Source organism: Phaeobacter sp. (assembly GCF_022825805.1).
GTDB lineage: Bacteria > Pseudomonadota > Alphaproteobacteria > Rhodobacterales > Rhodobacteraceae > Phaeobacter.
Genome location: NZ_JAJDWC010000139.1, coordinates 1 through 18,447 on the forward strand (window position 1 = coordinate 1; position 18,447 = coordinate 18,447).

Below are 18,447 nucleotides of genomic sequence, written 5' to 3' on the forward strand. Positions count from 1 at the left end.
CGCACCAATCGCGCTCGACCCAAAGGTGTCAGTCTGGCATTGCTGTGAATGTTCATTCGATCCCTCCGAATAGGGTTGGTGCTTGGTAACTCCAACCAACTCGGTCTGGATCGAATGGACAACCTGTTGAAAGCTCACAGCTAGAGGACTGGTTCGCATCGGTGAACGTGAACCTGACGGGCATGTATTTGGCGGCGCGGTCGGCGTTTGCGCAGATGCGGCAGCAGTCGCCAGGTGGTGGTCGGATCATCAACAACGGTTCAATCGCGGCCCATGTGCCTCGTCCAAACTCCGCGCCTTATGCTGCAACCAAAGCGGCCATCACGGGTTTGACCCGCAGCCTGTCCCTGGATGGCCGGGCCTTTGATATCGCCTGTGGTCAGATTGACATCGGAAATGCGCAAACGCCAATGGTCGAAGATCTGGCCCGGCGCCATGCGGAACTGAACCCTGAGGCTGAGCCGATGCACAGTTTTGATGTCGCGGATGCGGCGAGATCGGTGCTGCATATGGCCAACCTGCCACCCGAGGCAAATGTGCAGTTTATGACGGTCATGGCGACCAAAATGCCCTATATCGGCCGCGGGTGAGCGCAGGTCTCAGCCGTTGCGCAGCATCCTGAAGGCCGCGGATGCACCCCAGCCCGCTGCAATTGCAATCGCTAAGGACATCAACCCGTACCAGAAGGGCTGTTCCCGCGACATCACATAGAGAAACCGCTCCAGCCCGACCTTTTGAACATCGATGGTGGTTTCATATTGGGCCACCACCTCGCCGCCGCGTGTGAGAAGAATGCGGGTGCGGTACGCACCTTCGGTCAGATCTGCAGGCATATCGATGGCTGTGCGAAACAATGTCTGTTCGTCCACGGCGACGGTGTTTTCCCGCAGGGAATACAGCCCCTCGTTGGCGCGAATGCGTTTGACAGCGTTGGCGAATTCCTGAGCATCGCGAATATGCATGCCTGCCCCGACAGAACGGATCGCCCGGCCAATTGATACGCGATATCGCAGATCTTCGGTGTCAGTCAAAACATCGGAAAACGGCGCAGAGGTCGCCACTGCATAAAAGCTCGGCGCGGAGTCGACCAACACGGAATCGGTGTTTACCCAGATGCCCAGTTTCTGTTCCTTGCGTCGCACCATCACCGGGGCGGATGGCCCCGAGATTGCAACGATCACTTCAAGCGGATCTGTGTCTGGGATCGGTTGTTCCCGTTTAACCGCGCCGAAAACCAAGATTTCCGAGCCATCAAATGTCGCCGTGATGGCGACCTTGTCTTTGCTCAGTCCCAGGACCACCTCTTCACCGGAGGAGCTGGGCGTGCTGTTTGAGGTGGTTTGTGCGGCCAGATTTGTGACGCTGGCGATCAGGAAGACAGTGATTGCCACACAGAGCGATAGGGCGGCGCGCCCGTGGCGCAGCCACTGTGTCGTTGCTCGGCGTGGGTTCGAGATCCACTGTCCCATGTCAGTGCCCCTCCGCCACGCCAAGGGTGAACAGTTCGCTTGGCGTGAGCAGCAGATCAAGACCAAGTTTGAAGCAAACAGCCAGAACCATCAGCGCCAGCAAAATCCGCAGCTGCTCTGCCTTGAGGTAGGTGCCAATCCGGGTGCCGATCTGGGCACCGATCACACCACCCACCAGCAGCAGGACAGCCAGAACAATATCAACCGTGTAGTTGGTTGTTGCGTGCAGCATCGTGGTGAAGGCTGTGACGAGGATGATCTGAAACAGCGAAGTGCCAACCACAACCTTTGTCGGCATGCCGAGGATGTAGATCATTGCAGGCACCATGATGAAGCCACCGCCAACACCCATGATTGCGGCAAGGATGCCGACGAGGATGCCAACCATGATTGGTGGGATCACCGAAATATAGAGACCTGAGGTCCGGAACCGCATCTTCAGAGGCAGCGCATGGACCCAACCGCGCTGGCGACGTTTTGGTACGGGGTTCCCGCCTGCGCGGCGGGACTTGCGCAGCGCGTTCAGGCTTTCGATGAACATCAAGCCACCGACAACGCCGAGAAAAACCACATAGCAGAGCTTTACCAGCAGATCGACTTGCCCAAGGCTCTTTAGGTAGTTGAAAACCAGCACACCAATCGCAGCACCGATCAGGCCCCCGGCCTGTAGGACAAGTCCCATTTTTATGTCGACGGTGCGCCGCCTGAAATGCGCCAAAACACCGGAAAAGGACGATGCGACGATCTGGTTCGCTTCCGTCGCGACGGCGACAGCGGGCGGAATGCCAATGAAAAACAGCAGTGGCGTCATCAGGAAGCCCCCACCGACGCCGAACATGCCTGACAGGATGCCGACCATCCCTCCAAGGCCAAGCAGCAAGAATGCGTTGACCGAAACTTCAGCGATGGGGAGGTAAATCTGCATGCGCTATTTAGATCCTAGCGTCTGTTTAAAATCAACAGCCTATGCCCGAATATGGGCAACAGGACTGCTATTGCCTGCGAAACTGGCGCTATACATTCGGGGGTTTGTTCCGCTGCCGCGACCTTCTGAAGGTAAATCGGCTGTCAGTTACACAAAACGCCCGGCGAAATCCGCCGGGCGTTTGTTATTTTCCGCGGTTGTGGCGGGCGCCTCAGCGCTCTTTGACGTAGGGTTCGCCGCCTGCTTTGGGCGGAATGGCCTTGCCGACGAATCCCGCGAGGATCACAACCGTCAGGATGTAGGGCAGAGCGTCCATGAACTGCACCGGAATGACGATCGTCCCCAATTCGATGTTCTGGAACCTCAGCGCAACTGCCTGCAACAGACCGAACAGCAAGCATGCACCAAGCGCGTGCCAGGGCCGCCATTTCGCAAAGATCAGTGCTGCAAGCGCGATGAACCCGCGCCCTGCAGTCATGTCTTTCACAAAACCAGCCTGCAGCGCTGTCGCAAGATAGGCTCCCGCGATGCCGCAGAGCAGGCCACAGATCATAACAGCCGCATAGCGCAGCCCAACAACTGACACACCGGCCGTATCGACGGCAGCAGGGTTTTCGCCAACCGCGCGCAGCCGCAGGCCGAAGCGGGTGCCAAACAGGATCCAAGCCGTCGCAGGAACTGCCAGGAAGGCCAGATAGACCAGGATCGAATGTCCAGACAGCAGCTCGCTATAAATCGGTCCAATGAATGGCACCGGCTCTATAGCATCCGCAAACGGCAGAGTGATTGGCTCAAAACGCCCGCCGGATATCAGCGAGGGGGTGCGCCCGCCTTGTTGGAACCAATCCTGCGCGATCAGGACTGTCATGCCAGCAGCCAAGAAATTGATCGCCACACCCGAGATCAGCTGGTTGCCGCGGAAGGTGATGGACGCCAGACCGTGCAGACCGCTCAGCGCCAGCGATGACGCGATTCCGGCCAACAGACCATACCAGACATTGCCCGTGGTGGCGGCGATAGCGGCAGAGAAGAAAGCGGCCATCAACATCTTGCCTTCCAGGCCAATGTCGAAAATGCCCGCACGCTCAGAAAACAAACCTGCCAGACAGGCCAACAGAAGCGGCGTTGCCAGACGAACGGTGCTGTCCAGAACTTGGATCAGTGTCAGAAAATCCATCACGCCTTCTCCCGACGCATTGCAAGGAAGAGTTTTTCCAGCGGGCTGCGCACCATATTGTCCAGGGCCCCTGTAAACAGGATGACCAAGGCCTGAATGACAACGATCAATTCACGCGGGATGCTGGTCCAAAGCGCGAGTTCCGCACCGCCCTGATAGAGGAAGCCGAACAAAATCGCAGCGAGGAACACGCCGAACGGGTGGCTGCGGCCCATGAGTGCCACCGCGATACCGATGAAGCCTGCGCCCTCGGTGGAGTTCAAGACCAGGCGTTCTGCTTCGCCCATGACGTTGTTGGTGGCCATCATGCCGGCCAAACCGCCCGAGATCAGCATCGCGATGATCGTGATCTTTACCGGAGAGATACCGGCATAGAGTGCGCCATGTTCTGAATTGCCATAGGCGCGGATCTCATAACCCAGCTTGGTGCGCCAGATCAGCAACCAGACAGCAACGCAGGCAACCAGGGCCACGATGAAGCTGACATTGGCTGGGGCCGCTTTCGAAAACTCGATCCCAATTGGCGCCAGGATTTCATGCAGCGATGGCAGATGAACCGTTTCGGGGAACCGGGCTGTTGCCGGGTCCATGGACCCTTCGGGCCGCATGAGGTTGACCAGAACATAGTTCAACACCGCGGCTGCGATGAAGTTGAACATGATGGTGGTGATCACGATGTGGCTGCCGCGTTTCGCCTGCAGATACGCAGGAATTGAGGCCCAGGCGGCACCAAACAATGCAGCGCCAAGGCTGGCAAAGATCAGCGCCAGCGACCAATGTGGCCAGTCGATGTAAAGGCACATGATCGCAACGCCCAGCCCGCCCAGCATCGCCTGGCCTTCGCCACCGATGTTGAACAACCGCGCGTGAAAGGCAACGGACACTGCGAGGCCGGTGAAGAGGAAGTTTGTGGCGTAATAGAGCGTATAGCCCCAGCCATACGTGGAACCAAGCGCCCCAGACACCATCAGGTTCACGGCGGCGACAGGGTCTTCGCCAATGCCGAGGATGACAAGGGCGGACAGAACAGCGGCCAACAATAGGCTGATCAGCGGGATCAGCACGACATCGGCCCATTTGGGCATCTTATCCATTTACGCGGCCTCCCCCGCGACGCCGGCCATCAGCAGGCCCAGCTCTTTTTCATCGGTTTGATCGGCAGGGCGTTCACCCATGATCATGCCATCAAACATAACCGCGACTCTGTCGGAGAGAGACATGATCTCTTCCAGTTCGACGGACACCAGCAAGACGGCTTGGCCCTGATCGCGCAGTTCGACAATCTGTTTGTGAATGAATTCAATGGCGCCAATATCGACACCACGCGTTGGCTGACCGATCAGCAAAAGGTCAGGATTGCGCTCGATCTCGCGGGCTACGACGATTTTCTGCTGGTTGCCACCAGAGAAGTTTTTGGCCGCCAGCCACGGATCTGGTGGGCGCACATCGAATTTCGCCATTTTGGCTTCGGTGTCGGCGCGCAGTGCCGCGTTGTCCATCAGAATGCCGCGTTGATATTCTTGCGAATGGTGGTAGCCGAAGGCCACATTTTCCCAGGCATGGAAATCCATGATCAGGCCCTCGCGCTGCCGATCTTCGGGAACATGGGCGACATGGGCGCTGCGCCGGGCACGGGCGTCGGACCCTTTGCCAGAGAGCGGCAGATCCGTCCCATTGAGCCGGATGTTGCCATCACCACTGCGCATTCCGCCCAGCACTTCAAGCAATTCAGATTGGCCGTTGCCTGCAACGCCTGCAATCCCAACAATCTCGCCTGCGCGCACCGTCAGGTTCAAGTCTTTGACGCGGGCCACACCGGCCTCGTCGACAACGTTGAGATTTTCGATTTCGAGAATGGGCTTGCCGGGCTGGGCAGGAACCTTGTCCACGCGCAACAGAACTTTGCGGCCTACCATAAGTTCCGCAAGCTGCTCGGGGTTTGTTTCTGCTGTCTTGACGGTTGCAGTCATCTCGCCGCGCCGCATAACCGAGACAGTGTCGGTGTATTCCATGATCTCCCGTAGTTTGTGGGTGATCAGGATGATGGTTTTGCCCTCTGCCCGCAGGCGGTCCAGAATGCGGAAAAGCTGGTCTGCTTCTGCGGGGGTCAAAACGCCGGTGGGTTCGTCGAGGATCAGAATATCTGCCTGGCGGTAGAGCGCTTTCAAAATCTCCACGCGTTGCTGCATTCCGACGCCGATGGTGTCGATACGCGCATCAGGGTCGATGTTCAGCTCGTATTCGCTGGCCAGCCCTTGCAGGGTTTTGCGCGCTTTGCTGAGCGAAGGTTTCAGCAGGCCGCCGTCTTCCGCACCCAGGATGATGTTCTCTAGAACGGTGAAGTTCTCAACCAGCTTGAAGTGCTGAAACACCATCCCGATCCCAGCAGAGATCGCCGCTTGGCTGTCCGGGATTTCAGTACGTTTCCCGTGAATCCAAACCTCACCTTTGTCGGCTTTGTAAAACCCGTATAGGATACTCATCAGGGTTGACTTACCGGCGCCGTTTTCGCCGATAATCCCGTGAATCGTGCCGGGGGAAACACGGATAGAGATGTCCTTGTTGGCCTGGACTGGGCCAAAGGCTTTGGAGATGCCTTTGAGTTCAATTGCTGGCGCCGTCATTCGGGCTCCCCTTATTGATCCTAGATTGATCCCACTGCTGGAGTGTTGTCGCCAACGTCAGTCCTGACGGATCATTGGTCATCTAGGAAAAATCAAACCCGGAGGCAGCTGTGGCACCGCCTCCGGGCAATTGGAAACCCCCGGTCACCATCCAGATCGACATACGATCAAACATGGGCCGGGGGCGGTGTTCAGATATCAGAACGACAGTGCTGGGCAGCTGTCATCGGACATGTAGTCGTGAACTTTGATCTCACCGGTTGCGATCTTGGTTGCCGCCTCATCCGCAGCAGCTTGCATTTCTGCGGTGATCAGCGGTGCATTGTTGTCGTCAACCGCGAAGCCAACACCACCGTTGGACAGACCCATTACGGAGAAGCCGGTTTCCAGACCAGGGCCGTCCTGGAATGCTTCGAACACGGCGTTGTCGACGCGCTTCAGCATGGAGGTCAGGACCTTACCTGGGTGCAGGTGGTTCTGGTTGCTGTCGACACCGATGGAGAGGATGCCCTCATCTGCGGCGGTTTGCAGAACACCAACACCGGTGCCGCCTGCCGCTGCGTAGACAACGTCCGCGCCTTGGCTGATCTGCGCTTTGGTCAGCTCGGACCCTTTAACCGGATCGTTCCAAGCGGCCGGGGTGGTGCCTGTCATGTTGGCAATCACGGTCGCGTCGGGGTTCACGGCTTTCACACCTTCTGCGTAGCCACATGCGAATTTGCGGATCAGCGGGATGTCCATGCCACCGATGAAGCCAACGGTGCCGGATTTGGACGCTTTTGCGGCCAGCATACCAACCAGGTAGGAGCCTTCGTGCTCGTTGAAGACAACGGAACGCACGTTCGGGGCATCAACAACCATATCGATGATCACAAAGCTGGTGTCGGGATAGTCGCCCGCAACCTGGCCCAGAGCATCACCAAAGGCAAAGCCGGCCATGACGATTGGGTTGGCACCGGCTTCGGCGAAACGGCGCAGCGCCTGTTCACGCTGTGCTTCGGATTGCAGTTCGATCTCGCGGAAGCTGTTGCCGGTTTCTTCAGCCCAACGCTGCGCTCCGGTGAACGCGGCTTCGTTGAAGGATTTGTCGAACTTGCCGCCCAGATCAAAGATCAGCGCCGGTTCTGCCAGGGCTGCGCCTGCGCTGAGTGCCACGGCGGCGACAGCGCCCATCAGGGATTTCATTACGGTCATTTTGGGTACTCCCATTATTTTTTCTTTTGCGATCGCGTGCGACCGCGCCAACCCGCATGGCGGAAAAGAGGTGCGCCAATGTAGTCCGTAGGGGGTGGAGGGGGTCAACCGTTTTTTGACCTTTTGGTCGTATTCTGCACAGGAAGCCTAACGGAAAGTGGCCGACATCAGGATTGCATCAACCGGTGGGTGGTCTTTTCGCGCGTAGTACCGCGCCCGTCGGCCGCTTTCTGCGAATCCATTTGCGCGATACAGAATCTGCGCTGCGGTGTTGTCAGCCGCGACCTCCAGAAAACCAACGGTCGCGCCGCGTGCGGCAGCACAGGTTTTCCATTCGGCAAGGCACCGGGTGGCATGGCCCTGTCTCTGGTGATCAGGGTGAGTTGCGATGGTGATCAATTCCGCCTCATCCGCCACCACCCGACCAATGGCAAAACACCGGTCGTCGCCGACGGCATAGGTCAAGGAACTGTCCAGCAAAGATTGAAACTCTGCCTCTGACCAGGGGCGCGCTTGCAGGAACGCCGCTGCATGGATTTGCGCCATGACATTTGGCAATAGAGGCGTATTCGCGCTGCCCGAACCCTTTGGCACTTGGCTAGCCCTCGATCAGCTGCGGGGGTTGATCTTTGGATGGCGCAGCATCGGCAGCCCGAACATAGAGCGGGGCCGGTGGCGGCATGTCCTGCTGGTAACGACTGGCGGCGATGCGCGCGATCTGCGACGCCAGATCGGCAGGCGCGCAATCTGTGACCAGTGGCGTGTTTCTCGCCGCGGCTATCGCTTCGGCATCAGAGAGCGGTAGCAGCTGCGGATCAGACCCGGGCAGACAAACATAGACCTGATCGCGCGGGGCTGGCACGGCGGGAAGGACACCATCTTGTTCACGGCTGACAAATCCGTCCACCCCGACAGCAGGGATGCCGAGGCCAAGGGCCAGCCCACGTGCGGCGGATACGGCAATTCGGATGCCGGTGAAGTTACCCGGCCCGACCCCCACGCCGAGTGCCGTGAGGTCGCTCCACTCGGCGCCACCGTCTGCCAAGGTTTCTTCCAGCAGCGGCATCAGCCGCTCAGCCTGACCTCGGGCCATGGTTTCTGCGCGCGACGCGATAATGTCGTGCCCTCGCAGCAAAGCGGCCGCGCAATGCGCGGCCGATGTATCAAATCCCAGGACCAGTGGTTCAGACGGCAACGGGACGAACCTCTGTGACTTCGGGAATATAGTGGCGCAGCAGGTTTTCGATGCCCATCTTAAGCGTCAGTGTCGAAGACGGGCAGCCCGCACAGGCACCTTGCATGTGGAGATAGACAACGCCGCGATCAAAACCATGGAAAGTGATGTCCCCACCATCCTGGGCAACAGCAGGACGTACACGGCTGTCCAGCAGTTCTTTGATCTGGTCGACAATCTGGCCGTCTTCTCCGGTATGTTCTGCGTGACCTGAGCTTTGGGCAGCGCTTCCGTCCAGCATCACGGGTTTGCCTGACTGGAAATGCTCCATCACCGCACCCAGAATGGCTGGTTTGATATGGTCCCATTCCACCGCATCGGCCTTGGTCACAGTGACAAAGTCGTTGCCGAAGAACACGCCGGTTACGCCGGATACGGCGAAGATGCGTTCTGCAAGCGGGGAGCTGCCAGCGCTTTCGGCGCTTGGGAAGTCAGCGGTTCCCATTTCCAGAACAGTTTGACCCGGCAGAAATTTCAGCGTCGCCGGGTTGGGCGTGGATTCTGTCTGAATGAACATGTCGGGCCTCCTTGAGTGTTGGACGTCATATGCGCACGCAATGCCGCCAAGTCAATGTTTGGAATGTTTCTAACCTAAAGGGTATGCAAAAGTCGGTCGCGTTGGCGCCGCCCTGTTGTCAGGTGATGGCTTCCAGCTTTTCCTTCGACAAATCGCCAGGCACAATCGTTATCGGCACCGGCAAGCTGCCAGATGATTTGCTGAGCTGGGTAACCAGCGGGCCGGGTCCCTTGCGATCATCCCCAGCGCCGAGCACCAAAACGCCGATTTCCGGGTCTGCCTCGATCTGTGCGATGATTTCAGGAACCGCTTCGCCCTCACGGATGACCAGTTCAGGTTCGATCCCCTGACGATCGCGCATCCATTTTGCGAATACTTCGAAATGGGCGTGGATCCGTTCGCGCGCTTCTTCGCGCATGACTTCGCCCACGCCAATCCAATGATTGAACTCATCTGGCGGAATGACAGAGAGGATTTCAACGCCACCGCCTGTGTTTGCCGCCCGCATTGCGGCAAAACGCATCGCATTCAGGCACTCCCGGCTGTCATCAAGTACCACTAGAAATTTGCGCATCTTGTTCCTCTGTTTGGTTCGAAAGGATCATGGCGCAACCAACTGCTTGGCGCAATAGATCAAGCTGTTGTGGAATATCGCGGTTCGTGGCTGGCCCTATCAAACGGATGTACTGTGCGCCCAGTCCCAATACAGTTCCCGCGCCCGTCGTGCGATGGGGCCCATCTGATAGGTGCGTTCGTCAAATGCCGTGATCGGGGTGATTTTGCTCATATTGCCCGTCATGAACACTTCATCGGCTTGCTCAAAATCATGGTAGTTGAGAACCGTTTCATGGACCGTGATGCCGTCAGCGCGCAGATTTGCGATATGGCGTGCCCGCGTGATGCCCGCGAGAAATGTGCCGTTGGCAATCGGCGTGAACACCTCACCGTCGCGCGCCATGAAGATATTCGCGGTGGCCGTTTCGGCGACATTGCCCATCGCGTCCAGCGCGAGCGCATTGGTGAACCCTTTGGCCCGCGCTTCGCGTAGCATGCGGGCATTGTTGGGATAGAGGCATCCGGCCTTCGCATTGACCACGGCGTTTTCCAACACGGGTCGGCGAAAGGATGTGCGGGTCACTGTTGCGGAGGCCGCACTGGACGGCATCGCGATTTCCTCCAGACACATGGCAAATTGTGTCGTCTCGGGCCCCGGCGCGATCGTCGTCGCGTCACCGTCTGCGGCCCAGTACATGGGCCGGATGTAAACGGCCGCGTCTTTGCCAAAGGATTTCAACCCCTCAATGGCAATGTCGACCATCTCGCTTTCGCTGATGGTGGGGGCCATCATCAGGGCCTCGGCGGACGCATTGACCCGTCTGCAATGCAGGTCGAGATCCGGGGTCACACCGTCAAACAAGCGCGCGCCATCAAACACCGAAGAGCCAAGCCAGGCGGCGTGGTCTGCGGCCTTCATGATAGGAACATCGCCATCGTGCCAGGTGCCGTTGAAATAGGTGCGGATGTTTGAGCTGATGGCCATTTCGTCTCTCTCCTGGCAAAAGGCACGGTTCGATGTGTTGGCCCAGCGGCCCACCGGCACCTGAAATCTGTGCGGTTCAACACTGATCGTCAAAACCTAGGCGCGATTAGGTCAGTCGTCCATACCTTTTGGGCGCTGCAATGCTCTACTGGTCGTAGTCGACGACCAGCCTGTCGCTCAGGGCATAGGCTTGGCAGGATAGGATATAGCCCTTTTCGACTTCGTAGTCTTCGAGAGCGTGGTTCGCGACCATTTCCACCTCGCCTTCCAGCACCCGGCAGCGGCAGGTCGAGCAGACCCCGGCCTTGCAGGCAAATGGGGCGTCCAAAGCGTTGCTGAGGGCTGCATCCAAAATAGTGGTGTCTTTTGGCAGCGTGACCGACTGTGTGGCGCCATCCAGCGTGATCCGCATTACCGTTTCCTGCACGGTATCAGATGCGCTGATGTCACTAACCTGGCGTTTGGCGCGACCGGGTTGGGCGGAGGCGAACAGTTCAAACTTGATCTGATCGTCGGCCAGACCAGCGGTGCACAGGGCGCTGGCGATGCCTAGCATCATGGGTTCTGGCCCGCAGATGAACGCAGTGTCGACGGATTGCGGATCAATCCAATGCTCGAACAACTGGGCGCATTTTTCTTCTGTGACGAGGCCGGTGAACAGATCAATGTCCTGGCTATCGGTTTCGAGGATGTGGATGACGTTCAGCCGACCCATGTAGAGGTTCTTTAGATCCTCCAATTCCTCGCGGAACATGATCGTGTTGATGCCCTTGTTGGCGTAAACCAGCGTGAAACTTGATTGGGGTTCTGTTGCCAATGTGGTCTTGAGGATCGACAGCACCGGGGTAATGCCAGATCCTCCTGCAAAGCCGAGGTAGTGTTTTTCGGCATCTGCCTCCAGCTCGGTGAAGAAGCTGCCCATGGGTCGCATCGCCTGCAGGCGGTCGCCTGGTTTCAGCTCTGTGTTGGCCCATGTTGAAAAAGCGCCACCGGCGACGCGCTTAATGCCCACCTGCAAAATACCGTCGTCGGTTCCGGCACAGATTGAATAGCTGCGGCGCAGTTCTTCTCCGTTGAAGTCACGACGAAACGTGAGATACTGACCCTGGGTGAATGCAAAATCTCCGGTATCACCGTTCACGGGTTTCAGTGACACCACCACCGCATCTCGGATGGTTTTGCGGACATCTGTTACCTCTAGGTCGTGAAAGCGCGCCATCAGGGCCTCCTTAGATGCACTTGAAATAATCAAAGGGTTCGAGGCAGTCACCGCACCGCCAATGCGCCTTGCAGGGAGTGGAGCCAAACTGGCTCACCTTGCTGACATTTTTGCTCCCGCATTGGGGGCAGCGTTGCGGTCCTCCGGACGGTTGCGGCGGGGCAATACCATAGCCTTCCAGTTTGGCTTTGCCCTTCTCGGACAACCAATCTGTGGTCCAGGGCGGGGCGATCTGCGTCTTCAATTGCAGATCAGAAATGCCATGGTCGCGCAGTGCTGTTTCGATATCGAGATTGATGACAGCGGTGGCAGGGCAGCCAGAGTAGGTCGGGGTCACAGTGACAACCAATGTGGTGTCGGCCCATGCCACATCTCGGATCACCCCAAGATCGACCAGGGAAATCACCGGTATTTCCGGATCAGGCACGGCATCCAACCAGTCCCAGATCTGCGCAATGCTTGGCTGTGATGTCATCTCGCTCATGCTGCGTCCTGTTTGATCGATTTGCGGCTGGGCGATCCTGTTTGGTTCCGGCCAGATCTCTGTTCCAGCGGGTCAGGCCGGTGCAGAAATCACCACTGGCATCCGGGATAGGCCCGCTGCAGCCATTGCATTTGCGTCAGCAAATGACCCAGATGTTCGGTGTGCATGGCACCACTGCGTCCGCCTTTGTGGGCGAAGCGGCTGTCAGGGATTGTAAGTGTCGCCTCGCTCAATACCCGTAACAAGACCGCGTCATATTCCTCGCGCAGCGATGCAGGATCAGGGGCCACACCCGCTTTGGCCAGAACGACGTCGACATCATCTGATTGGAACATTTCCCCGACGTAGGGCCAGAGATAATCCAGCGCAGCCTGCATCCGGTTGTGGCTTTCTTCGGTGCCATCGCCAAGTCCAACAACCGTATCCGCAGACCGTTCCAAATGGTATGCCGCCTCTTTGGAGGCTTTGGCCGCGATCGCCGCAACGCGTTCGTCGGAGGATTTGGTCAGGTGGCCCAGTTGGATCGAATGCCATGTATCGAATAGAAACTGCCGCATCAGCGTGCGCCCGAAATCTTCGTTCGGGATCTCGCAGAGCAAAAGATTGCGGAAATCCCAAGCGTCGCGCAAAAAGGCGAGATCATCGGCAGACTGCCCCTTGTCCTCGATCTCGGCGGCCAGCCCCAACCACATTTGCGTCTGACCAATCAGATCCAGCGCCGTATTTGCAAGCGCGATGTCTTCTTCCAGCACTGGCGCATGACCGCACCATTCGCTGACCCGATGGCCAAGGATCAGGGTGTTGTCTCCCATGCGCAGAAGAAATTGATACATAGCCGCATCAAAGGTCATTACATGGCTCCCACTTCATCGGGAATGTCGAAGAAGGTCGGGTGGCGGTAGACTTTGCTCTCCGAAGGTTCGTAGAGCGGTCCCTTGTCGCTGGGCGAAGAGGCGGAGATTTGATTGGCCTCGACCACCCAGATCGATACGCCTTCGTTACGCCGAGTATAGACATCGCGCGCGTTCTTGATCGCCATTTCGGCGTCCGGAGCGTGCAACGATCCGACGTGGCGATGGCTCAGGCCATGTTGGCCACGGATGAAGACTTCCCACAGGGGCCATTCGTTTTTCATCATCAATCCTCCTGGCTGCGGTGCGGCTCTGCGTGTCTTGCATGTGGCGGCACCAAAGGCTTGGGCTTATTCTGCCGCCATTTTACGTGCGGTACGCTTGCGGGCATGGGCCAACAGGCCGTCTCTGACCCAGGCTCCCTCGTCCCAGGCCTTGTTGCGTGCGGCCAAGCGGTCCGTGTTGCAAGGGCCGTTGCCTTTCAGCACCTCGTAGAATTCTGTCCAATCCGGGTCGGTGAAATCATAATGCCCACGCGCCTCGTTCCACTTCAAATCGGGGTCTGGCACGGTCAGGCCTAGATACTCGGCTTGCGGCACAGTCTGATCGACAAATTTCTGACGCAGCTCATCGTTGGTGTTCATCTTGATTTTCCAAGCCATGGACTGGGCGGAGTGAACGGAGTCCTTATCCGATGGGCCAAACATCATCAGCGAGGGATACCAGAGCCGATTGAGTGCATCCTGCGCCATCTTTTTCTGCGCGTCAGATCCTTCCGCCATGCGGCGAATGGCGTCATAGCCCTGACGCTGATGGAAGCTTTCTTCCTTACAGATACGGATCATGGCGCGTGAATAAGGACCATAGGAGGTGCGCTGCAATGGCACCTGATTCATGATCGCGGCCCCGTCCACCAGCCATCCAACGGCACCGATGTCAGCCCAGTTCAGGGTCGGGTAGTTGAAAATCGACGAATACTTCATGCGCCCATCAAGCAGCATTTCCGTCAGCTCGTCCCGGGACACGCCGAGCGTTTCGGCAGCACCATAGAGATACAGGCCATGGCCTGCCTCATCCTGCACCTTCGCCAACAAAATGGCTTTGCGCTCCAAGGTGGGGGCGCGGGTGATCCAGTTGCCTTCTGGCAGCTGCCCGACGATTTCTGAATGTGCGTGCTGACCGATCTGACGGATCAGCGTCTTGCGATAGCCTTCTGGCATCCAGTCCTTGGGCTCAATCTTCTCGCCCGCGTCGATGCGCGCCTGAAAGGCGGCAAGCTGTTCTGGATCATCCTGGGTCGCTTCTGATTTGATCATCTGAGCATACATATCTTGGATCTCCCTATGGCGGGTTACACGCGTTCAAGGATAAGGGCGGTGCCTTGACCAACGCCAACGCACATGGTGCACAACGCATAGCGTCCGCCGGTGCGCTGCAGCTGATAGGCGGCGGTCACCACCAGTCTCGCTCCGGACATACCCAGAGGGTGACCAAGAGCGATTGCTCCGCCGTTTGGATTAACATGGGGTGCATCATCAGGAAGTCCAAGTTCCCGCAGCGTCGCCAATCCCTGTGCGGCGAAGGCCTCGTTCAGCTCGATCACATCCATCTGATCGATGCTCAAACCGCAGCGCGCCAGCACTTTGCGGGTGGCAGGCACAGGGCCGATCCCCATGACACGTGGGGCAACACCCGCGGCTGCGGCTCCAACAATCCGTGCCAGCGGCTTCAGACCATTTTGCTGCGCAGCGCGTTCACTGGCCATCAAAATCGCAGCCGCACCATCATTCACACCAGAGGCATTGCCGGCCGTCACCGTCTTGTCGGACCCGTTGATCGGTTTCAGCGCGGCCAGCTTCTCCGCCGTCGTGCTGGGGCGAGGATGTTCATCTTCTGCAAAAACAACCGCCTCTCCCTTGCGCTGGGGCAGGGTGACAGGGATGATCTCCCGCTCAAAGATCCCGGCGGCCTGCGCCTTGGCCCACCGTTCCTGACTGCGCGCGGCAAATGCATCCTGATCCGCACGTGACACGCCATAGTCTTCGGCGACGTTATCGGCTGTCTGTGGCATGGAATCGATGCCATACATCTCTTCCATCTTCGGATTGACAAAGCGCCAACCAATCGTCGTGTCATAAACCGCATTGGCTCGGCCAAAGGCTGCACTGGCTTTGGGCATCACGAAAGGCGCGCGTGTCATGCTTTCGACGCCGCCAGCGATGGCCAGGTCATAGTCTCCGGCCCGAATGCCACGAGAGACCATGCCAACCGCATCCATGCCCGAAGCACAAAGGCGGTTGATCGTCGTTCCGGGTACCGAGGGTGGAAGACCCGCCAGCAACGCGGCCATCCGTGCGACATTGCGATTGCTCTCACCCGCTTGGTTGGCATCGCCAAGGATCACATCATCCAAACTGTCCCATGCGACGTTTAGGTTGCGATCTTTCAAGGCCGCGATGGGCAAGGCCGCCAAATCGTCGGTCCGCAGCGTGCTGAGAGCGCCGCCGTAGCGCCCAATGGGGGTCCTGACTGCATCGCAGATAAAGGCATCCATGCTTACGTCTGTCTCCTGTGAAGGCTCATTAAGCCGACCGTTCAGTTGGTGATACGCCTGACCGCGATTCGAGGCAAGATATATGTAACTCAAAAATACATATGAAAATAATTTTGTAACACATTAAGTCGGAGCGTTGACTGGTTTCGCGGTTGACTAAGCGCTCAGGTCGGCGTGCAATCAGCGCTGAAGGCGATTGATGACGGGCATAGCAATGAACATTCTCTACATTATGTTTGACCAACTGCGGTTCGACTATCTCAGCTGCGCTGGGCATCCACATTTGGAGACACCGCATATGGACGCTCTGGCGGCCAAGGGGATGCGCTTCACCCGGGCCTACGTGCAGTCTCCCACCTGCGGATCTTCGCGTATGTCGAGCTACACCGGCCGTTATCCTTCGTCCCACGGTGTTCAGTTCAACGGCTACCCGTTGCGGGTGGGCGAGTGGACCATGGGCGATCACCTGCGCAAAGCGGGCATGAGCTGTCATTTGATTGGCAAGACCCACATGGTCGCAGATGCCGAGGGCCTCGAACGGCTCGGTCTGGCGCCGGACAGTCTGATTGGTGTGCGCCAAACCGAATGCGGGTTTGATCCCTTCGTGCGCGATGATGGCCTCTGGGCCGAGGGGCCGGATGGGTTCTACGATCAGAAACGCAGCCCCTATAACGCGTTTCTGCAGGCCAAAGGCTATCCAGGGGACAACCCCTGGCGTGATTTTGCCAATGCTGCTGTGGAGAATGGCGACATCGCTTCCGGCTGGTTCATGGTCAACGCCAACAAGCCCGCCAATATCGCAGAAGAGGACAGCGAAACGCCCTGGCTGACAAGCGAAGCGATCCGGTTCATGGAGGAGGCAGAGGCCAACTCGGACCAGCCATGGTGTGCGCATCTCAGCTATATCAAACCGCATTGGCCCTACATTGTGCCAGCCCCCTACCACGATATGTATGGGCCAGAACATGTGTTGCCCGCGGTGCGTGCTGCTGCGGAAAAAGACGACGCACATCCAGTTTTTGCGGGCATGATGGCCAACCGGATCGGCGAAAGCTTCAGTCGTGATGATGTCCGGGAACGTGTCATCCCCGCCTATATGGGGCTGATCAAACAGGCAGATGATCAGATGGGGCGCTTGTTTGCCTGGATGGAAGCGACTGGCAGAATGAAAGACACGATGATCGTCATCACGTCGGATCATGGCGACTATCTGGGCGACCATTGGCTGGGAGAGAAGAATCTGTTCCACGAGCCTTCTATCAAGGTCCCGCTGATCATCTATGATCCCCGCCCAGAGGCGAATGACACACGTGGAACGACCTGTGACGCTCTTGTCGAAGCCATTGACCTGTTGCCAACCTTCCTGGATGTCGCAGGCGGCACCCCTGCGCCCCATATCCTCGAAGGTCGCTCGCTCAGCCCCTGGCTCCGCGGTGAATGCCCGTCATGGCGGGACTATGCGATGGCGGAGTTTGACTATTCCACCATGCCACTGTGCGAGAAACTTGGCCTGGCCCCGAAAGACGCGCGCCTGTTCATGATCACGGATCAGCGCTGGAAATTCATGCATGCCGAAGGCGGGTTGCGCCCGATGCTGTTTGATCTGCGGGACGACCCTGATGAATTGGTGGATCTTGGGGCCTCAGAACAGCATCAGCCTGTACTCGATCTGATGTATGATCGGCTACAAGACTGGGCCTTGAGGATGTCGCAGCGGATCACCCTGTCAGATGCGCAGATCATCGCACGGCGCGGAAAATCCGACCGTAAGGGGATCTTGTTGGGACTCTACGAACCCGAAGAGGTCGCGCCGGAGTTGACCGAAAAATACCGCGGCCCCGTACCAAAACGGAACAGCTGATCCGTCATCTTTCCAAAAATACTCCGGGGGAGCCCGAAAGGGCGGGGGCAGAGCCCCAATCGGCGTGGCAGTTGCTTGTCGCCCGATTGCCTTGCGTGCGTCGGCCTTTTAGACTGGCGTCGTGACGTAAAGGGGCAGCAATGGCCGGGCAGACAGAGCAGGTGCTTCGTGCAATTCTCGCAGACATCGAGGCGGGCAGGCTGGTGCCGGGGGCTGGCCTGGAGGAAAGCGATCTGGTGGAACGCCATGGCGTGTCCCGAACACCGGTGCGTGAGGCGTTTATTCAGCTGGAAGCCATTGGCCTGATCCGGCGCTTGCCCCGCAAAGGGGCTGTTTTGTTCAAGCCCACGCTCGAAGAATTCCTGGCCATTCTTGAGGTCCATGCGCAGCTGGAGGGCCAAGCGGCAGGGCTGGCAGCTCGGCGCCTGTCGGCCGCACAAGCGGTGGAGCTGGAGGCCGCGGTTCAGGCCTGCGAACACCATGCCGCGCATCTGGGGGATCGTGATCCCGTCGCCTACTATCAATTAAACCTTCGATTTCATGCCTGCGTTGCCGAAGGATCCGGCAATCCGTTTCTGGTCGAGATGATCAAGACCAATGCCCGCAAGTTGATGGCCTATTATCGGGCGCGGTATCGCTACCCTGGCGTGATTGCCCAATCTGCGCGCGAGCATCGTGAAATCGTACAGCTTATCCTCGCCCATGATGCGGCTGGTGCCGAAGCGACGATGACACGGCATGTTCACTTTGACCAGGTCACCGCGATGGATCTGCTTGCGGCACTTGAACAACCCTGAG

The 18,447-nt window shown here is 58.1% G+C and carries 19 protein-coding genes and 1 pseudogene; 3 read left to right on the top strand and 17 right to left on the bottom strand.

Features of this window, described 5'->3' with window-relative positions; all coding sequences use genetic code 11:
• Positions 1 to 125 precede the first annotated feature (125 nt).
• Positions 126 to 590 (top strand): annotated as a pseudogene (locus Q0C28_RS15960) (SDR family oxidoreductase); the annotation flags it as partial.
• Positions 591 to 599: 9 nt separating this feature from the next.
• Here Q0C28_RS15960 and Q0C28_RS15965 read toward each other — a convergent pair.
• The 17 genes from Q0C28_RS15965 to pcaF all read right to left on the bottom strand — a co-directional run bounded on the left by Q0C28_RS15965 (position 600) and on the right by pcaF (position 15,788).
• Positions 600 to 1,469 carry a TIGR02186 family protein gene (locus Q0C28_RS15965; protein WP_293577267.1) on the bottom strand — a complete coding sequence of 290 codons (870 nt, stop codon included), beginning with the start codon at positions 1,467 to 1,469 and terminating at the stop codon, positions 600 to 602.
• Position 1,470: 1 nt separating this feature from the next.
• A complete protein-coding gene (locus Q0C28_RS15970; RefSeq protein WP_293577269.1) occupies positions 1,471 to 2,394 on the bottom strand; it encodes a sulfite exporter TauE/SafE family protein in 924 nt (307 codons plus the stop codon).
• Positions 2,395 to 2,605: 211 nt separating this feature from the next.
• Positions 2,606 to 3,571, bottom strand: a complete 966-nt coding sequence (locus Q0C28_RS15975; RefSeq protein WP_293577271.1) for an ABC transporter permease — start codon at positions 3,569 to 3,571, stop codon at positions 2,606 to 2,608.
• The gene (locus tag Q0C28_RS15980; RefSeq protein WP_293577273.1) at positions 3,571 to 4,665 is read right to left on the bottom strand and encodes an ABC transporter permease; all 1,095 of its coding nucleotides are present in this window, start codon (positions 4,663 to 4,665) and stop codon (positions 3,571 to 3,573) included. Before Q0C28_RS15980 ends, Q0C28_RS15975 begins: the two co-directional genes overlap by 1 nt.
• The gene (locus tag Q0C28_RS15985) at positions 4,666 to 6,195 is read right to left on the bottom strand and encodes an ABC transporter ATP-binding protein (RefSeq protein WP_293577275.1); all 1,530 of its coding nucleotides are present in this window, start codon (positions 6,193 to 6,195) and stop codon (positions 4,666 to 4,668) included. It abuts the gene before it with no gap.
• Positions 6,196 to 6,393: 198 nt separating this feature from the next.
• On the bottom strand, positions 6,394 to 7,389 hold the full coding sequence (locus tag Q0C28_RS15990) for a BMP family ABC transporter substrate-binding protein (RefSeq protein WP_293577277.1): 996 nt from the start codon (positions 7,387 to 7,389) through the stop codon (positions 6,394 to 6,396).
• A gap of 147 nt (positions 7,390 to 7,536) precedes the next feature.
• Complete coding sequence (locus tag Q0C28_RS15995) at positions 7,537 to 7,935, bottom strand: GNAT family N-acetyltransferase (protein WP_293577279.1); 399 nt, start codon at positions 7,933 to 7,935, stop codon at positions 7,537 to 7,539.
• Between the two features lie 52 nt (positions 7,936 to 7,987).
• On the bottom strand, positions 7,988 to 8,584 hold the full coding sequence (tsaB, locus tag Q0C28_RS16000; RefSeq protein WP_293577281.1) for a tRNA (adenosine(37)-N6)-threonylcarbamoyltransferase complex dimerization subunit type 1 TsaB: 597 nt from the start codon (positions 8,582 to 8,584) through the stop codon (positions 7,988 to 7,990).
• A complete protein-coding gene (locus Q0C28_RS16005; protein ID WP_293577283.1) occupies positions 8,574 to 9,140 on the bottom strand; it encodes a NifU family protein in 567 nt (188 codons plus the stop codon). Before Q0C28_RS16005 ends, tsaB begins: the two co-directional genes overlap by 11 nt.
• A gap of 118 nt (positions 9,141 to 9,258) precedes the next feature.
• A complete protein-coding gene (locus Q0C28_RS16010) occupies positions 9,259 to 9,714 on the bottom strand; it encodes a universal stress protein (protein WP_293577285.1) in 456 nt (151 codons plus the stop codon).
• A 99-nt stretch (positions 9,715 to 9,813) separates the two neighbouring features.
• Positions 9,814 to 10,680 carry a branched-chain amino acid aminotransferase gene (locus tag Q0C28_RS16015; protein WP_293577287.1) on the bottom strand — a complete coding sequence of 289 codons (867 nt, stop codon included), beginning with the start codon at positions 10,678 to 10,680 and terminating at the stop codon, positions 9,814 to 9,816.
• Positions 10,681 to 10,825: 145 nt separating this feature from the next.
• Complete coding sequence (locus Q0C28_RS16020) at positions 10,826 to 11,899, bottom strand: 2Fe-2S iron-sulfur cluster-binding protein (RefSeq protein ID WP_293577289.1); 1,074 nt, start codon at positions 11,897 to 11,899, stop codon at positions 10,826 to 10,828.
• A gap of 10 nt (positions 11,900 to 11,909) precedes the next feature.
• Positions 11,910 to 12,383: a 1,2-phenylacetyl-CoA epoxidase subunit PaaD gene (gene paaD, locus Q0C28_RS16025; protein WP_293577290.1), complete on the bottom strand. Its 474-nt coding sequence runs from the start codon at positions 12,381 to 12,383 to the stop codon at positions 11,910 to 11,912.
• An 89-nt stretch (positions 12,384 to 12,472) separates the two neighbouring features.
• Positions 12,473 to 13,234 carry a 1,2-phenylacetyl-CoA epoxidase subunit PaaC gene (gene paaC, locus Q0C28_RS16030; RefSeq protein WP_293577291.1) on the bottom strand — a complete coding sequence of 254 codons (762 nt, stop codon included), beginning with the start codon at positions 13,232 to 13,234 and terminating at the stop codon, positions 12,473 to 12,475.
• On the bottom strand, positions 13,234 to 13,518 hold the full coding sequence (gene paaB, locus Q0C28_RS16035) for a 1,2-phenylacetyl-CoA epoxidase subunit PaaB (protein ID WP_293577341.1): 285 nt from the start codon (positions 13,516 to 13,518) through the stop codon (positions 13,234 to 13,236). Before paaB ends, paaC begins: the two co-directional genes overlap by 1 nt.
• A gap of 66 nt (positions 13,519 to 13,584) precedes the next feature.
• Entirely contained in the window at positions 13,585 to 14,562 is a 978-nt protein-coding gene (gene paaA / locus Q0C28_RS16040; RefSeq protein ID WP_293577292.1) for a 1,2-phenylacetyl-CoA epoxidase subunit PaaA, read from the bottom strand.
• Positions 14,563 to 14,585: 23 nt separating this feature from the next.
• Positions 14,586 to 15,788, bottom strand: coding sequence for a 3-oxoadipyl-CoA thiolase (pcaF, locus tag Q0C28_RS16045; protein WP_293577294.1), 1,203 nt, complete (start codon positions 15,786 to 15,788; stop codon positions 14,586 to 14,588).
• Positions 15,789 to 16,002: 214 nt separating this feature from the next.
• On the opposite strand from pcaF, the gene Q0C28_RS16050 reads away from it, so the two are divergent.
• Together Q0C28_RS16050 and Q0C28_RS16055 are read left to right on the top strand one after the other, a co-directional pair.
• Complete coding sequence (locus Q0C28_RS16050) at positions 16,003 to 17,649, top strand: sulfatase-like hydrolase/transferase (RefSeq protein ID WP_293577343.1); 1,647 nt, start codon at positions 16,003 to 16,005, stop codon at positions 17,647 to 17,649.
• A gap of 140 nt (positions 17,650 to 17,789) precedes the next feature.
• Positions 17,790 to 18,446, top strand: a complete 657-nt coding sequence (locus tag Q0C28_RS16055; protein WP_293577296.1) for a GntR family transcriptional regulator — start codon at positions 17,790 to 17,792, stop codon at positions 18,444 to 18,446.
• The last annotated feature ends 1 nt before the right edge of the window (position 18,447 follow it).

Coding starts and splice junctions, on each gene's coding strand:
- Q0C28_RS15965 (WP_293577267.1), bottom strand. CDS start 1,469: ATGGGACAGTGGATCTCGAACCCACGCCGAGCAACGACACAGTGGCTG.
- Q0C28_RS15970 (WP_293577269.1), bottom strand. CDS start 2,394: ATGCAGATTTACCTCCCCATCGCTGAAGTTTCGGTCAACGCATTCTTG.
- Q0C28_RS15975 (WP_293577271.1), bottom strand. CDS start 3,571: ATGGATTTTCTGACACTGATCCAAGTTCTGGACAGCACCGTTCGTCTG.
- Q0C28_RS15980 (WP_293577273.1), bottom strand. CDS start 4,665: ATGGATAAGATGCCCAAATGGGCCGATGTCGTGCTGATCCCGCTGATC.
- Q0C28_RS15985 (WP_293577275.1), bottom strand. CDS start 6,195: ATGACGGCGCCAGCAATTGAACTCAAAGGCATCTCCAAAGCCTTTGGC.
- Q0C28_RS15990 (WP_293577277.1), bottom strand. CDS start 7,389: ATGACCGTAATGAAATCCCTGATGGGCGCTGTCGCCGCCGTGGCACTC.
- Q0C28_RS15995 (WP_293577279.1), bottom strand. CDS start 7,935: ATGGCGCAAATCCATGCAGCGGCGTTCCTGCAAGCGCGCCCCTGGTCA.
- Q0C28_RS16005 (WP_293577283.1), bottom strand. CDS start 9,140: ATGTTCATTCAGACAGAATCCACGCCCAACCCGGCGACGCTGAAATTT.
- Q0C28_RS16010 (WP_293577285.1), bottom strand. CDS start 9,714: ATGCGCAAATTTCTAGTGGTACTTGATGACAGCCGGGAGTGCCTGAAT.
- Q0C28_RS16015 (WP_293577287.1), bottom strand. CDS start 10,680: ATGGCCATCAGCTCAAACATCCGCACCTATTTCAACGGCACCTGGCAC.
- Q0C28_RS16020 (WP_293577289.1), bottom strand. CDS start 11,899: ATGGCGCGCTTTCACGACCTAGAGGTAACAGATGTCCGCAAAACCATC.
- paaD (WP_293577290.1), bottom strand. CDS start 12,383: ATGAGCGAGATGACATCACAGCCAAGCATTGCGCAGATCTGGGACTGG.
- paaC (WP_293577291.1), bottom strand. CDS start 13,234: ATGACCTTTGATGCGGCTATGTATCAATTTCTTCTGCGCATGGGAGAC.
- paaB (WP_293577341.1), bottom strand. CDS start 13,518: ATGAAAAACGAATGGCCCCTGTGGGAAGTCTTCATCCGTGGCCAACAT.
- paaA (WP_293577292.1), bottom strand. CDS start 14,562: ATGTATGCTCAGATGATCAAATCAGAAGCGACCCAGGATGATCCAGAA.
- pcaF (WP_293577294.1), bottom strand. CDS start 15,788: ATGGATGCCTTTATCTGCGATGCAGTCAGGACCCCCATTGGGCGCTAC.
- Q0C28_RS16050 (WP_293577343.1), top strand. CDS start 16,003: ATGAACATTCTCTACATTATGTTTGACCAACTGCGGTTCGACTATCTC.
- Q0C28_RS16055 (WP_293577296.1), top strand. CDS start 17,790: ATGGCCGGGCAGACAGAGCAGGTGCTTCGTGCAATTCTCGCAGACATC.